8 protein-coding genes are annotated in these 14,260 nt (G+C 67.6%); 5 read left to right on the forward strand and 3 right to left on the reverse strand.

What is annotated here, in order from left to right; all coding sequences use genetic code 11:
• Positions 1-4: 4 nt before the first annotated feature.
• From ABNF93_RS14345 to ABNF93_RS14360, 4 genes are all read left to right on the forward strand, one after another.
• On the forward strand, positions 5-1,033 hold the full coding sequence (locus tag ABNF93_RS14345; protein WP_349328504.1) for a patatin-like phospholipase family protein: 1,029 nt from the start codon (positions 5-7) through the stop codon (positions 1,031-1,033).
• Positions 1,030-3,375 carry a protein kinase family protein gene (locus ABNF93_RS14350; protein ID WP_349328505.1) on the forward strand — a complete coding sequence of 782 codons (2,346 nt, stop codon included), beginning with the start codon at positions 1,030-1,032 and terminating at the stop codon, positions 3,373-3,375. The genes ABNF93_RS14345 and ABNF93_RS14350 overlap by 4 nt, the downstream gene beginning before the upstream one ends.
• 120 nt (positions 3,376-3,495) lie before the next feature.
• Entirely contained in the window at positions 3,496-9,078 is a 5,583-nt protein-coding gene (locus ABNF93_RS14355) for an ATP-binding protein (protein WP_349328506.1), read from the forward strand.
• Between the two features lie 352 nt (positions 9,079-9,430).
• Positions 9,431-10,522 carry a sugar ABC transporter substrate-binding protein gene (locus tag ABNF93_RS14360; RefSeq protein WP_349328507.1) on the forward strand — a complete coding sequence of 364 codons (1,092 nt, stop codon included), beginning with the start codon at positions 9,431-9,433 and terminating at the stop codon, positions 10,520-10,522.
• Between the two features lie 7 nt (positions 10,523-10,529).
• On the opposite strand, the gene ABNF93_RS14365 is transcribed toward ABNF93_RS14360, so the two are convergent.
• The 3 genes from ABNF93_RS14365 to ABNF93_RS14375 form a co-directional block, all read right to left on the reverse strand.
• Positions 10,530-11,558 (reverse strand): ABC transporter permease, encoded by a 1,029-nt coding sequence (locus ABNF93_RS14365; RefSeq protein WP_349328508.1) that lies wholly within the window; start codon positions 11,556-11,558, stop codon positions 10,530-10,532.
• 11 nt (positions 11,559-11,569) lie between these two features.
• On the reverse strand, positions 11,570-12,334 hold the full coding sequence (locus tag ABNF93_RS14370; protein ID WP_349328509.1) for an ATP-binding cassette domain-containing protein: 765 nt from the start codon (positions 12,332-12,334) through the stop codon (positions 11,570-11,572).
• Between the two features lie 158 nt (positions 12,335-12,492).
• Positions 12,493-12,906 (reverse strand): hypothetical protein, encoded by a 414-nt coding sequence (locus ABNF93_RS14375; RefSeq protein WP_349328510.1) that lies wholly within the window; start codon positions 12,904-12,906, stop codon positions 12,493-12,495.
• Positions 12,907-13,145: 239 nt separating this feature from the next.
• Here ABNF93_RS14375 and ABNF93_RS14380 point away from each other — a divergent pair, with 239 nt between their 5' ends.
• A complete protein-coding gene (locus ABNF93_RS14380; RefSeq protein WP_349328511.1) occupies positions 13,146-14,255 on the forward strand; it encodes a LacI family DNA-binding transcriptional regulator in 1,110 nt (369 codons plus the stop codon).
• Positions 14,256-14,260: the final 5 nt, after the last annotated feature.

Consider the following 14,260-nt stretch of genomic DNA (forward strand, 5'->3'; position numbering starts at 1 on the left):
CACCATGGGTGGGAAGTACTGGACGCCTGACCATCCCGTGCTGCGGGTCCTCGACGCACGCCGGTCGCGCAAGGACCGCCCGGGCCGCCGGGAGGACCCGCACAAGGTCGGCCTGGCGATCCAGGGCGGCGGCATGCGCGGTGTCATCTCCGGCGCGATGCTGACCGCGCTCGACGACCTCGGCCTGCACGACACCTTCGACGCGATCTACGGTTCGTCCTCGGGTGCACTGAACGGTGCGTACTCCTACGCCGGCGACAGCTGGCGGCAGCTCCCGATCTACTGGGACGACCTGACCACCGGCCACTTCATCGACCTGCGGCGCGGGTTCTCCGGCAACATCGTCGACCTCGACTACGCCTTCGACGAGGTGGTCGGGAAGCTCCGCCCGCTCGACGCCGATGCGGTCCTGCGCTCCGAGATCCCTTTGCACGTGGCGATCTCGCTCGTGGACGAGATCCGGACCCACACCGTCTCGTCGTTCAGCTCGGCAGAAGACCTGCGGCTCGCGCTGCGGGCCAGTGCGTGGCTGCCGGTCGCCGTGCGCGGGACGGCCGAGTTCCACGGCCAGCGGGCGATCGACGGTGCCATCCTCACCACCCATCCGGTCCGGCTGGCCGAGGACGACGGCTGTACGCACATCCTGTCCCTCAGCACCCGCCCGCTCGGCCCTGGACGGGTGACCCCCTCGCTCGTCCAGCTCGTGAGTGGCTGGCACCTGGACAGGATCCGGCCCGGACTGAGCAAGGCGTACCACCTCGCCATCCGGGGCTACCAGCGCGACCGTGCCCGGCTGTCGGTGGCGAGCCGCACGGCGAATGGTCCGCCGCACATCCTGGACATCGCGCCCCTCCCCGACGCGCTGCCGATCCGGCCGCTGGAGCAGGATCCGGGTCGACTCATTCTCGCCGCGCGATCAGCGTACGAACTGGCACACTGCGTTCTCGACCACGGCGACGTGGACGCCCTGCGTGCGGGGGCTTTCCGGACGGTGCCGAGGTTCACGCGGGTCAACCGCGGGGAGCGCTCATGACCCCCGACGTCCGGACTGTGCTGGCGGCGGTGGAGGCCGTCGCGTCGCCCGGCGGGAAACTCCAGCAAGGCCATCCGTTGACGGAGTGGACCGTCGACCACTGGCGCACACTCCTGCGCGACCTGCCCATGGACAGCGGAACGTTCGCGGCACAGTACGAGTCGTCCTGGGACACCGCGATCGCGGATCTCGAAGCGTGGTGCCTGGCGCACAGTGCGGAGGAAGAGCCGGCGCCGGACGAGTCCGCGGCGGGAAGCCTCTCCGGCTATCTGGGTGTCCTCCTCCTCACGCTGGTGTCGCTGCGGCATTCCGAGCAACGCCGGTCCCTCGACCATGACATGAGCGAACGTCTGCATGGGACCCCGGCCCACGACTGCGACCGCATCTGTCGTGCCCTCGTATGCGAGCCGGCGGTGCGGGAGGCGCTGCGGACGCTCTACGCGCCCGCTGAGGGGTCGGACCAGGCAGCAGACCGCGAATGGGAGAACCTCGACTTCTCCACGCTCGCGTTCCACCGGCATGGCACGACGTCGTTCATCCTCACCGGGACACCAGTTCGCCGTGCCCATGGACAGCTGAGGCCCTTCGCCCTCAAGTGCATCATCCATCCCTTCCTGAGGATTCCCACGCTTGGCCGCGCGACGGAGGCCTACGCCGAGACCTACGCGTTGCCGAACACCGAGGTGGACCACCTGGTGTGGGTCTGGGCGAGTACGACGAGCTGGATCCTGATGGACTTCGTACCAGGCCAGACGCTCGCCGAGCGCCTCGAAGCCGAGGCCGAGCAGCGCCGGCCGGGCGTGCTCGATGCGTTCTTTCCCACCGATGCGACCGGCGATGGGGCGGCACCGGTGCATCCACGTCTGCGACTGGACCTCGTCGAGAGGTTCGGGCAGGAGTTGTTTCTCGCCCTGGCAGAGCTCGAACGCTGCGGCCTGCACCACTGCGACCTCTCGCCCTCGAACATCATCGTTGTGCCCGACCCGAACGAGGACCGGGAAACTCTCAAGCTGATCGACCTCGGGGTCAACTACCTCTACCTGCACAACATGCCGGGGCACGTCGGCGTGGACGCGGCGTACGTGGCGCCCGAGATCCGGTCCGGTGCGGCCGACGGCAAGGCCGATGCCGCCGGCTACCTCCCGTCCGACCTTTTCTCGTTCGGCCAGCTGCTGATCCTGTTGGGGGCTGGCCGGCTCGAGCTCGACGGAACTGTTCCCGGGATCTTCTACGCCGAGGCACCCTTGATCGCCCGGTTCATCGAGGACCTCACCGACCGCGATCCCGGGCGGCGGCTGCTCATCTTCGGCACACGTGGCGAGGAGTCGACGTCGATCTATGACGACCTGCGCGACTACTTCGGTGAGGAACTCGAGGCGGTCTGGGCCGAACGTGCCGAACAGGGCGGGGCCCGGAACTCCCTGTGGTGGCACGAGATCGCGGGCGTGTTCCAGCCGCTGTCGGGTGCGCTCAGCCGGCAGCGCCGGCTCTGGCTGGTTCGGCGGCGGCAGAGCCTCTACCGCGACCCGACCCGCAACATGCGGGTGCGCTGGCTGCTCGGCTGGTCGACGATGTCGGCGGCATGTTGCGCGATCACGTCGGCGGTCGTCCTCATGTGGACGCTGCGTGGCACCGGACTGGACTGGGACAACCAGATCATCGTCGTGCTGCAGAAGCTGCTCGGCACCTCCTCGGACGAGCTTCCACTGCTCGACCAGCTGCGCGCCGACGACTACGCGCTACCGCGGGGCGTGGGAAGCGTCTGGCTCGGGGTGCTCGGGCTCAGCTTCACGCTGGTGGGCGTGAAGTACTACCAGAGCCTGTTCGCGGGAGTCACCCCGCTGGTGACCGGGTGGCGGTCGGGTTCGCTGACGGTCCAGGCGATCCTTGCGGAGTTGGCGATGCGCAGCTGGACGGTCCTTCCGCTCGTGACGATCCTGCCGCCGTTCCTCGTCCAGCCACGGTGGTGGCCGCTCTTCGTCGCGGCCGCGATGTCCCTCGTGACGCTCGCGAACTGGGCCAGCTCACAGTTCGCGCGGACCGCCCTGTCCCGGGGCCGAGAGCACGGGCTCTCCACCGTGCCGCGACGGGTGTCGGGCATCGCTACGTACGCCTCGTGGATTCCGGGCAACACGTTCTACGCGCTGACACTCTGGATCATCGCCGGGCTGCTCGTCGTGGGCGCCGCCCGGGACACGATGGTCTATATCGTCGGCATCGCATTCGTGAACGTCGTTCAGCTCTATGTCGTGAAATGCGGCTTTCAGGGCCCCGACATCCGGGCCGGCCTGGCCCGGGCCTGCATCACGGCCGAACGTCTCCGCTCCGCCAGATCTCCATGATCATCGTGGCCGCGACCGGGGGGTTGACTCGACGGTAATGCTCGCGGGCTGAAAGCCTGTGCCCGTGGTGGCGGCGATCCGGCGCCGCGGCGTGCTCGGTGGAGTCAGGAGGCCGGTCGGGTGTTCAGGCGTATCGCAGTGGTGAATCGGGGCGAGGCCGCAATGCGGCTGATCAACGCCGTCCGAGAGCTCAACGCCGAGGGCGGCGGGCCGATCGAGACGGTCGCCCTCCACACCGACGGCGAGCGGAGGGCGACATTCGTGCGGGAGGCCGACCTCGCCTACTCGCTGGGGCCCGCCTCGGCGCGACCGTACCTCGACCACGCGGTGCTCGAACGCGCGCTGCGCGAGACGAAGGCGGACGCCGCATGGGTCGGTTGGGGCTTCGTCGCCGAGGATCCGGCGTTCGCTGAACTGTGCGACCGGCTCGACGTGACGTTCATCGGGCCGTCGCCGGAGGCGATGAGGAAGCTGGGCGACAAGATCGGCTCCAAGCTCCTCGCGGAGGAGGCCGGGGTATCGGTCGCACAGTGGAGCGGAGGCCCGGTCGAGTCGCTGGACGCCGCGCTCGCGGCGGCCGAGAAGATCGGCTACCCCGTGATGCTCAAGGCGGCCGCGGGCGGCGGTGGCCGTGGCATCCGCCTGATCACATCGGCCGACGAGCTCAAGGAGTTCTACGACCGCACCCGTGACGAGGCGACGCGCGCCTTCGGCAGCGGCGTGGTGTATCTCGAGCGGCTGGTGACCGGTGCCCGCCACGTGGAGGTGCAGGTGCTCGGCGACGGTCAGGGCAGCGCCTGGGCGGTCGGTGTGCGGGACTGCTCGGTGCAGCGCAGGAACCAGAAGGTGATCGAGGAGTCCGCCTGCCCCTTGCTGTCCGCGGCGCAGATCGAGGAGCTCAAGACCTCGGCCGAGCGGCTCGCGCTGGCGGTCGGCTACTGCGGCGCCGGAACAGTCGAGTTCTTGTACCACCCGGGCGACAGGGCCTTCGCCTTCCTCGAGGTGAACACCCGGCTGCAGGTGGAGCACCCGATCACCGAGATGACCATCGACCTCGACCTGGTGAAGGCGCAGCTGCGCATAGCCGCCGGCGGCCGGCTGGAAGGCGACAGGCCGACCGAGACCGGGCACGCCGTCGAGGCCCGGCTGTATGCGGAAGACCCGGATCGCGACTTCGCCCCGTCGCCTGGCCGGATCGTGCTGCTCGACCTGCCGGCCGGGCCCGGTGTGCGGGTCGACACCGGCGTCAGTGAGGGCGACACCATCCCGGCCGACTTCGACCCGATGATCGCGAAGATCATCACGTACGGCCGGACCCGGGAGGAGTCGTTCGCCCGGATGCGACGGGCGGTCGCGGCGACCACGGTGATCATCGAGGGCGGCGTCACCAACAAGAGCTTCCTCCTCGAACTGCTGGACCAACCTGAGGTGATCGACGCCAGCGCGGACACCGGCTGGATCGACCGGGTCCGTCGTGAGGGTCGACTCGTCTCGCACCGGCACTCCGGCGTCGCGCTGGTTGCGGCAGCGATCGAGGGGTACGAGGACGCCGAGCGGGTCGAGCGGCTTCGGCTGCTGGAGACCGCGCACGGTGGCAGGCCGCAGGTGCAGCACCAGGTGGGCCGGGCGATCGACCTCAAACTGCGCGGGGTCCGGTACCGGGTGACGGTCGCGCGGATCGGCCCTGGCCGGTACAGGGTCGGCGTCGGAAGCGGTGACGACCTGCGTGTGGTCTACGGCGAGCTGGAGCGGCTGGGCAGCTACACCGGTCAGCTGGTCATCGGCGGCCAGCGCTTCCGGCTGGTCACCGCCACGCACGGTCCGGTGCACCTGGTCGAGGTGGACGGCGTCACCCACCGGGTGAGTCGTGACGAGGGTGGGGTCATGCGCTCGCCCGCGCCGGCCCTGGTGGTCGCGACGCCCGTGCAACCGGGCAGCGTGGTGGACGCCGGTGCGCCGGTGCTCGTGCTGGAGAGCATGAAGATGGAGACGGTGCTGTATGCGCCGTTCAAGGCCACGGTGCGCGAGCTGTTGGTCTCCACCGGCAGTCAGGTGGAGACCAGCGCCCCGCTGGTGCGCCTGGAGCCGGTCGCCGAGGGGAGCGAGGAGGCCGACGCCACGGCGGACAGCGGGGTCGGGGTCGACCTGCCGGACGGCGCTCGGGACCAGTCCGCGTCGGAGCGGGCCGAGCGCGGTCTGGACGATCTGCGCAGCATGTTGCTCGGTTTCGACATCGACCCTCGGGACGAGGGCGAGATGCTGTCCGGCTACCTGGAGGCCCGGGCCGAGTTGGCGGCCGCGGGTGGGGCTCCGGTGCCGGCGGAGATCGAGCTGCTGCAGGTGTTCTCCGACTTCGCCGAGCTGAGCCGCAACCGACCCGCAGGTGAGGAGATCAACACCGAGAACCGGGTGCACAGTCCTCGCGAGCATTTCCACACCTACCTGCAGAGCCTTGATCCCGAGCGCGGCGGCCTGCCGGAGGAGTTCCGTATCCGACTCGCCCGGGTGCTCGGCCACTACGGCGTCTCCGATCTGGAACGCAGCGCCGAGTTGGAGGAGGCGGTGTTCCGCATCTTCCTCGCGCAGCAGCGGTCGATCCCGGACGTGCTGTTGGTCACCGCGTTGCTGCAGTGCTGGATCGCCGAACCTCGGCCAGCCGCGCCGCTGGACGAGGCGGTGCACGACGTGCTGGACCGTCTGGTGCTCGCCACCCAGCTGCGCTTCCCCGTCGTCGGCGACCTGGCCCGCAGCGTTCGCTTCCGCTGGTTCGACCAGCCGTTGGTGGACGAGGCGAGGGCCGAGGTGCTGGCCGGCGTCGGCACCGAGGTCGCGTCGCTCGCGGCGAATCCGGATGCGCCGGACCGCCGGCAGCGGATCGAGGCGCTCGCTGCCATCCCGGAGCAGATCGCCCGGTTCCTGGCGCAACGGCTGGAGCGGGGCTGGAGTCCGAGCGGCTCGGCGAGCGAGCGAGGGACGAGCGAGGAGCCGACTGGGGTGGGGAATGCGTCCATGAGCACCGAGCGCGAGCCGATGCTCGAGGTGCTGATCCGCCGTCACTACCGCGAGTACGAGTTGCACGACCTGGGCGAGTCCGCCGTCGATGGACGACCCTTCGCGACGGCCGACTACTCGGTCGATGACAGGCCGACCCACCTGGTCAGCACGGTCGGCACGATCGACGAGCTCGCCGATCCGGACAGCGGCCTGGTCCGCGCCCTCACCGCGCAGATCGCGGCCCGACCGCCCGGGCACGAGGCGGTGGCCGACCTGTACCTCTTCGGGCCGGACACTCCGGAGGGGCCGCAGGACGCCTCGGAGGTGTTCCGCGGCCTCGTCGCCGCTTTGCCGGTCGCCCGGCGGGTGCGCCGGGTCACCCTCGCCATCGCACGGAGCGGCCACCAGCCGGTGGAGTACTTCACCTACCGGCCGGCCGGCACCTCGGTCGCCGAAGACGACAACATCCGTGGCGTCCACCCCATGGTGGGGCGGCGGCTGAACCTGTGGCGACTCCGCGACTTCCGGATCACCCGGCTGGACGCACCCGAGGACGTGCTGCTCTACCACTGCGTGGCGCGGGAGAACGACGCCGACCAGCGGCTGGTCGCGCTCGCCCAGGTTCGCCAGTTCGCCGTCGTCCGGGACGACGACGGCCAGGTGACCTCCCTACCGCACGTGGAGCGGGCGATCGCGAACTGTCTGGAGGGGATTCGCCGGGCGCGCAGCGCGCGCGGTACGGCCGGCGCACGCCTGGACATGAACCACGTCTGGGTGCACATCTGGCCGATCGTCGACGCCCAGGTCGACGAACTGACCGCTCTGCAGGCCAACATCACGCCGCTCACCGCCGGTGCTGGCATCGAGGAAGTGCGGGCAGAGGGACGGGTCAGGGCGCCGGACGGTGCCGCGGCGCCGGTCGTCGCACGGTTCTCCTACCAGCCGGGTGCCGGCGTTGTCACCTCTGTCGAGGAACCCGCGACCGAGCCGCTCAAGCCGCTCGACGACTACGCCCAGAAGGTGCTGCGCTCGCGTCGCCGCAACATGGTCTATCCGTACGAGCTGACCGACATGATCGCCGGTCCTGGCGGCTCGGTCATCGAGTACGACCTGGACGACGCTGGAACGCTCGTACCAGTCGACCGGCCGCGCGGTCTCAACAAGGCGGGGCTGATCGCCGGAGTGGTCAGTACGCCGACCCTGCGCTACCCGGAGGGCATCACCCGCGTGGTGCTGAGCGGCGACCCGACGAAGGCGCTCGGCGCGGTGGCGGAGGCGGAGTGCTCGCGGATCATCGCGGCACTCGACCTGGCCGAACGGATGCGTGTGCCGGTCGACTGGTTCGCGCTGTCCGCCGGCGCCCGGATCTCGATGGACTCCGGCACCGAGAACATGGACTGGATCGCCAGGGCGCTGAAACGGATCGTCGAGTTCACCCAGGCAGGAGGCGAGATCAACGTCGTCGTCGCCGGCATCAACGTCGGCGCGCAGCCGTACTGGAACGCCGAGGCGACGATGTTGATGCACACCAAGGGCATCCTGGTGATGACGCCGGACAGCGCGATGGTGCTCACCGGCAAGCAGTCGTTGGACTTCTCCGGCGGCGTCTCCGCCGAGGACAACTTCGGCATCGGGGGCTACGACAGGGTGATGGGCCCGAACGGGCAGGCGCAGTACTGGGCCCCGGACCTGAAGAGTGCCCGGGACGTGCTGATGGCGCACTACGACCACACGTACGTCGTCCCGGGTGAGTCCGGGCCGCGGCGGGCAGAGACGACCGATCCGCTCGACCGGGACGTCACGACCTACCCGCACAACGCACCGGGCAGTGATTTCCACACGGTCGGCGACATCTTCTCCGCCGCGACGAACCCGGATCGCAAGAAGCCCTTCGACATCCGCACGATGATGCGGTCCGTGACCGACCAGGACCACCCGGTGCTGGAGCGCTGGGCCGGGATGGCCGACGCGGACACCGCCGTCGTCCAGGACGCGAGACTCGGCGGATACCCGGTCTGTCTGCTCGGAATCGAGTCCAAATCCGTACCGCGCCGGGGTTTCCCACCCACCGACGGCCCGGACACCTACACCTCGGGCACGCTGTTCCCGCGCTCGTCGAAGAAGGTGGCCAGAGCGATCAACGCGGCGAGCGGAAACCGGCCGCTGGTCGTGCTGGCGAACCTGTCCGGCTTCGACGGCTCACCGGACTCCATGCGGAACCTTCAGCTCGAGTACGGCGCGGAGATCGGCCGCGCGATCGTCAACTTCGACGGCCCGATCGTGTTCTGCGTGGTGTCGCGCTACCACGGTGGGGCGTTCGTGGTCTTCTCCAAGGCGCTGAACGCACGCATCACGGTTCTGGCGGTGGAGGGTTCGTTCGCGTCCGTGATCGGCGGTGCGCCGGCGGCCGCGGTGGTGTTCGCCGGTGAGGTGGACGCACGTACGTCGGCCGACCCCCGCGTTTCGACGCTGGCCAAGCGGGTGGCCGAGGCGAGCGGGGCGGAGCGGGCCGCGCTGGCCACCGAGCTGGTCGAGGTGCGTACGGCGGTCCGGGCAGAGAAACTCGGCGAGGTCGCGGCGGGATTCGACCGGGTGCACAGCATCCAGCGGGCCGTGGACGTCGGCTCGGTCGACGCGGTGATCGGGGCGAACGAGCTGCGCCCCCGGCTCATCGAGGCGATCGAGCGTGGCCTCGCCGCCCTCGGCTGAGAGCGCGAGAAGGTTGCCGGACCCCTCCGCCCGCGGATGCGATGGGCTTCATCCATGTTATTCGGATCTCGTTACGGTCGCGAATTCTATAATCCCCGGTGTCCATCGAGTCTGATTTCGTACCGCCACCCGCCGATTCGCGTTGGATGAAGATCGCCTGCAGAGTTTGCGAGGACTGGGCACTTTCCGGATAGCTCAATGACTATCGTCCTATCTGGTGCCAGTAGTGGAAGGGTCGTTGGATGTGGCGTGCGATAGTGAAGCGTGAGGACGTCGTCGATACCTGCATGGCGCCCTTATCACCTGTGGCGGGTCAGTCGTCGAAGCCAAGGTGAGATGCGCGGGGGGTCTGATGCGCCGAACACGCAACGGTAAGGACAGGAAGCGGTGGCGAGGCGCGACAATCGCGGCGCTGGTGGTTTCCGCCATCCTGGCGTTCTCGACCATTTTGACCCTGGGGGCTTGTGGCGCCAATGACGGACGCGGCTCGGACGACGAGGTCATCATCGGCCTGATCACCAAGACCGACACCAATCCGTTCTTCGTCCAGATGAAGCAGGGCGCTCAGAGGGCTGCACGGGAGCAGGGAGTCACCCTGCAGACATTCGCCGGCCGCCAGGATGGCGACAACGAGAGCCAGGTTCAGGCGATCGAGAACCTCATCTCGGCCGGTGCCAAGGGATTTCTGATCACGCCGAACGACTCCAAGGCGATCGTTCCGGCCATCGACAGGGCTCGCCAGCAGGGCCTGCTCGTCATCGCCCTCGACACTCCGACAGACCCAGCCGACGCCGTTGACGCAACGTTCGCGACCGACAACTACAAGGCCGGCTCGCTCATTGGTCAATGGGCGAGGGCGAAGTTCGACAATGAGGGCAGGCAGGCGAGGATTGCCATGCTGGACCTCAATCCCAATCAGGTCTCCGTTGACGTCCAGCGCGACCAGGGATTTCTGGAGGGATTCGGAATCGATGTCGAGGACAAGACCAGGATCGGTGACGAGGACGACCCGAGGATTGTCGGGCACGACGTCACTGACGGCGCGGAGGAAGGCGGCCGCACGGCGATGGAGAACCTGCTACAGAAGGATCCCTCGATCAACCTTGTCTACACGATCAACGAGCCGGCCGCCGCTGGTGCGTACCAAGCGCTCAAGGCCGCGGACAGGGAGAAGGACGTCACCATCGTCTCCGTCGATGGCGGCTGTCCTGGCGTGGACAACGTCGAGGCGGGCATCATCGGCGCCACCTCCATGCAGTTCCCACTGAAGATGGCCACACTCGGTGTGGAGGCGCTCGCCGAGTTCGCCAAGAACGGCACCAAGCCGGCTGTGACCGAGCGCAAGGCCTTCGTCAACACCGGCACCAAACTCATCACCGACGAGCCTCAGGACGGCCTTACGTCTAAGGGCTCGGCCTGGGGCAAGCAAAACTGCTGGGGCTGACAGGTCACTACGCCCTCACCTTCCTGATCCACTGGTCGACGGCGACACCGACGAGCACCATGAGGCCGATCGCGAAGCCCTGCCAGACCACCTGGACACCGGAGATCTGCAGTCCGTTCCGAAACACACCGACGATCAAGGCACCGACCAACGTGCCGAGCACACCACCACGGCCACCGAAAAGGCTGGTGCCACCCAGGACAACCGCGGTGATCGAGTCGAGGGCGTACTCGACGCCGATGTTCGGACTCGCCGAGGCCAGCCTTCCAATCAGGATCCACGCACCGATGGCATACAGCAGCCCTGCCACGGTGTAGACCGAGAACAACACCCGACCCGTGCGAATCCCCACCAAACGCGCTGCCTCATCGTTGTCTCCAGAGGCATAGATGTGTTTGCCCCAGGACGTCTGACCGAGGGCGTACGCAAAGTACGCGAACAATGCCAGCATGATGATGGAGCCGTACGTGATCCGGAAATCGCCGACAGCGAAGGTGATTCCGGTCCAGCTCATGATCGGCGGCATGTCGGCGCCCCGAACCGTCGCGCCTTCGGACACGACGAAATTGAGGGAGAAGAAGATGCTCAGCGTCCCCAGGGTCACGATGAACGGCGGCAGTCCTATCTTTGTGACCAGCGCACCGTTCAACGCACCCATGGCGGCGCCGAGGGCGAATCCGACGACCAGTGCGAGCCCACCCGGCAGCCCGGCCCCGACGGCAAGATTCGCCATCAGGATCGACGAAAAGACCGCGATTCCACCTACCGACAGATCGATACCGGCGGTCAGGATGATCAAGGTCTGACCGAGAGCCAACACCGCGATCACCGTCACCTGACCCAGCACCAGCGACAGGTTCGAGGCCGACAGAAAGCGTGGGTTCACCACCGAGAAGGCGGCGATCGCCAGGATCAGGACGAACAGCGGTCCAAAGGTGCCGTAGTCGCCGGCCAGGTTCTTGATTCGCAGCCGCAGACGGGCCGGGCGGCTGGTGCGCCTCGAATCCAGGAACTCGCGCAAGCCGGTCCGGGTCATAAGCCGTACCGTCACCCGCCGAGGTCCGACAGGCCGCTGGAGATGAGATGGCTGATTCGTGCCTCGGACAGCTGGCCCGATCGAAATCGCCCGATTACTCGACCTTGGCGAAGGACGGTGAGGCGATCAGCTACACATAAGGTCTCGTCTATCCTGTGGGACACGACGATCACTGCAATTCCTAGATCGTGTAGCCGTCTGGTCAATTCGAACAGCTTCTTGACCTTTCCGACGGCCAAGTTCGCTGTTGGCTCATCCATGATCACGAGCCTGGCGTTGAAGGCAAGCGCACGCCCGATGGCGACAACTTGACGTTGACCGCCAGAGAGGTGGCTGACCTTGAGGCGCGGATCCAGTTCGACGTCGAGCGATGCCAGGACCCGACATGCCTCCTTGTCCATGTATGGGCGGTCTAGAATGCGAAGAAGCTTGCCGATTGTTCTCCTTCGCACCTCCCGCCCGAGGAAGATGTTGGACCGAACGTCGAGGTTGTCGGCCAGCGCAAAGTCCTGATAGATCATCTCGATCCCATGTTGACGAGACTCACGGGGCGACGAGAAGTGCCTCACCGAACCATCGACAACGATCGTTCCGGCATCCGGCTGATAAACACCGGCCAAGATCTTCATCAGGACCGTCTTGCCAGCACCGTTGTCACCAACGAGTGCGTGGGTCTCGCCGGGCCTGACGTTCAAGCTGACGCCTCGTAGCGCCTGAACCGCGCCGAAGTTCTTCCAGATGTCGACAAGTTCGACTAGGGGCGGGTTCGCGTACATATCCAGCTCTCAGGGCTCGATCGTGATCGACGCGCAATCAAGTTTCAATGTTAACGCTCAGGAAATGGAGGACAGCAACGGCACCTTCGCCCTCACCATGGTGGTGTCGTCAACAAGCCCTCGCTGATTGGTGGCGGGAGCGGCCGACCTTCTTGCGGTCACCTTAAATGCGTGAACTTCGAGATTTTGTTAGTCAAGCTCGGACATGGATTGCGGTGGGAAGTGACGCCGGCGAAGGTCCGTCGATGGCACACCGAGATTCCTTTGCGGAAGAACCCATGAAGGCGCTTGTGCGGGGGACGTGAGCCAGCCATCGCGCCGCCCTGGAAACCGGAGCCGACCCAGCCCTGGTCGCTACCTGGCCCCGCGAGGTTCAACCCAACGCGCGGCCGCTCAGGCGAGACTCGGCCAGAGAATGGCGCCGTGCCGGCGTACCACCAATCCGTCGGCGGCTCGTGGGTGACCACGAACATGTGCTGGCCGGCGGCGGGCTTGCCGTTCCAGCCCTTGGTCAGGTCGAACAAGCGGCGACCGATGACGTTCGCTGCGATGCCGGCGTACTGGGTCAGCATGAGGTGGTCAGTCCATGACTTCAACGTATAGAACTAGCGAGTAGGCTACCTGAGCCTGGGCCGCGACTTCCCTCACCAGGTCAGCGCACCAGCGAAGAAGCCGCCGTGACGCAGCGGATCCGCGACATTAGACGCCCCCCGAGAGTCCTCGTCGGTTACGCCCACCGGCAACGACGCCGAGAGTGACCATCGCTCAGGTTGCCAACTGCGCTGGGGGCGGGGTCTCGTACTCTTGCGGCGTGTCAATCGGAGAACGTCACCGACCGAAGGCGGGTAGACCGCGCCGGGTCGATGTCGCACGGCTGGCCGGCGTCTCGCCCGCGACCGTCTCCTTCGTGCTCAACCAGACAGCCGGGCAGACGATCAGCGACGAGACCCGACAACGGGTCTTGCAAGCGGTCGCCGAACTCAACTACCGCCCCAACAGGGCCGCGCAAGGGCTGCGCCAGGGACGCAGTGCGACCATCGGCTTCGTCAGTCACGACGTCGACTTCGGTGTGTTCGCCGCCTCTGCGATCAAGGGAGCGCACGAAGTGTCGATGCGCCAGGGGAACCTGCTGCTCCTGGTGAACACCGGCGGCTCGAACCGTCAGGCGGCACAACTGATCGTCGACCTGCTCGACAGGCAGGTCGACGCCCTGATCTTCGCCGCGAGTGGCACCAGGTCGGTGGTGCTCCCGGACGCCGCCCGCCGGGTTCCGACCATCCTGCTGAACTGCTTCGCCCCGCACGACCCTGCGCCGGCGATCCTGCCCGACGAGGCGCGCGGCGGGCGGGAGGCCACCCAGGCGCTACTCGACCTCGAGCACCGGGACATCGCCTACCTCACCGGTACCGCCAGCATGTGGGCCACCAAAGCCCGGCTGCGCGGGTTTCGCGAAGCACTGCGCGGCGCGGGCCTCAATCCGCGCGAGCACACCGTGCTGTCCGGCAACTACCACGCCGATTCCGGCTACGAGCTGGTGCGGAAACTGCTGCGGCGCGGCCCCCGTCCGACCGCGATCATGTGCGGCAACGACCGCATGGCCGTCGGCGCGCTTCTGGGTCTGTTGGAGTCGGGCATCCGGGTGCCCGAGGACGTGTCGGTGATGGGCTACGACGATCAGTTCCAGCTCGCGGCGGAGATCCGCCCGGCCCTGAGTACCGTGCTGCTGCCGTACGACTCGATGGGCCGCCTGGCGGCCGAGCAGCTGGCAGCTGGTGGGCCTGTTGTTCAGACCGGCCGCACCCTGGTGCACTGCCCGCTCCTGATGCGCGACTCCACGGCGGCCCCGGCCGGCGGGCGCCCGGGCCCGAGCCGGGCCGACCACGCCGACTCACCCGTGCGTTCAGCGGACACTCCCTCCTAACAACT

This window comes from Actinopolymorpha sp. B9G3, from assembly GCF_040120725.1.
GTDB lineage: Bacteria > Actinomycetota > Actinomycetes > Propionibacteriales > Actinopolymorphaceae > Thermasporomyces.

Bases quoted from the DNA above. Each gene is read 5' to 3' on its own strand.
- ABNF93_RS14345 (WP_349328504.1), top strand. From the start codon at position 5: ATGGGTGGGAAGTACTGGACGCCTGACCATCCCGTGCTGCGGGTCCTC.
- ABNF93_RS14350 (WP_349328505.1), top strand. From the start codon at position 1,030: ATGACCCCCGACGTCCGGACTGTGCTGGCGGCGGTGGAGGCCGTCGCG.
- ABNF93_RS14360 (WP_349328507.1), top strand. From the start codon at position 9,431: ATGCGCCGAACACGCAACGGTAAGGACAGGAAGCGGTGGCGAGGCGCG.
- ABNF93_RS14365 (WP_349328508.1), bottom strand. From the start codon at position 11,558: ATGACCCGGACCGGCTTGCGCGAGTTCCTGGATTCGAGGCGCACCAGC.
- ABNF93_RS14370 (WP_349328509.1), bottom strand. From the start codon at position 12,334: ATGTACGCGAACCCGCCCCTAGTCGAACTTGTCGACATCTGGAAGAAC.
- ABNF93_RS14375 (WP_349328510.1), bottom strand. From the start codon at position 12,906: ATGCTGACCCAGTACGCCGGCATCGCAGCGAACGTCATCGGTCGCCGC.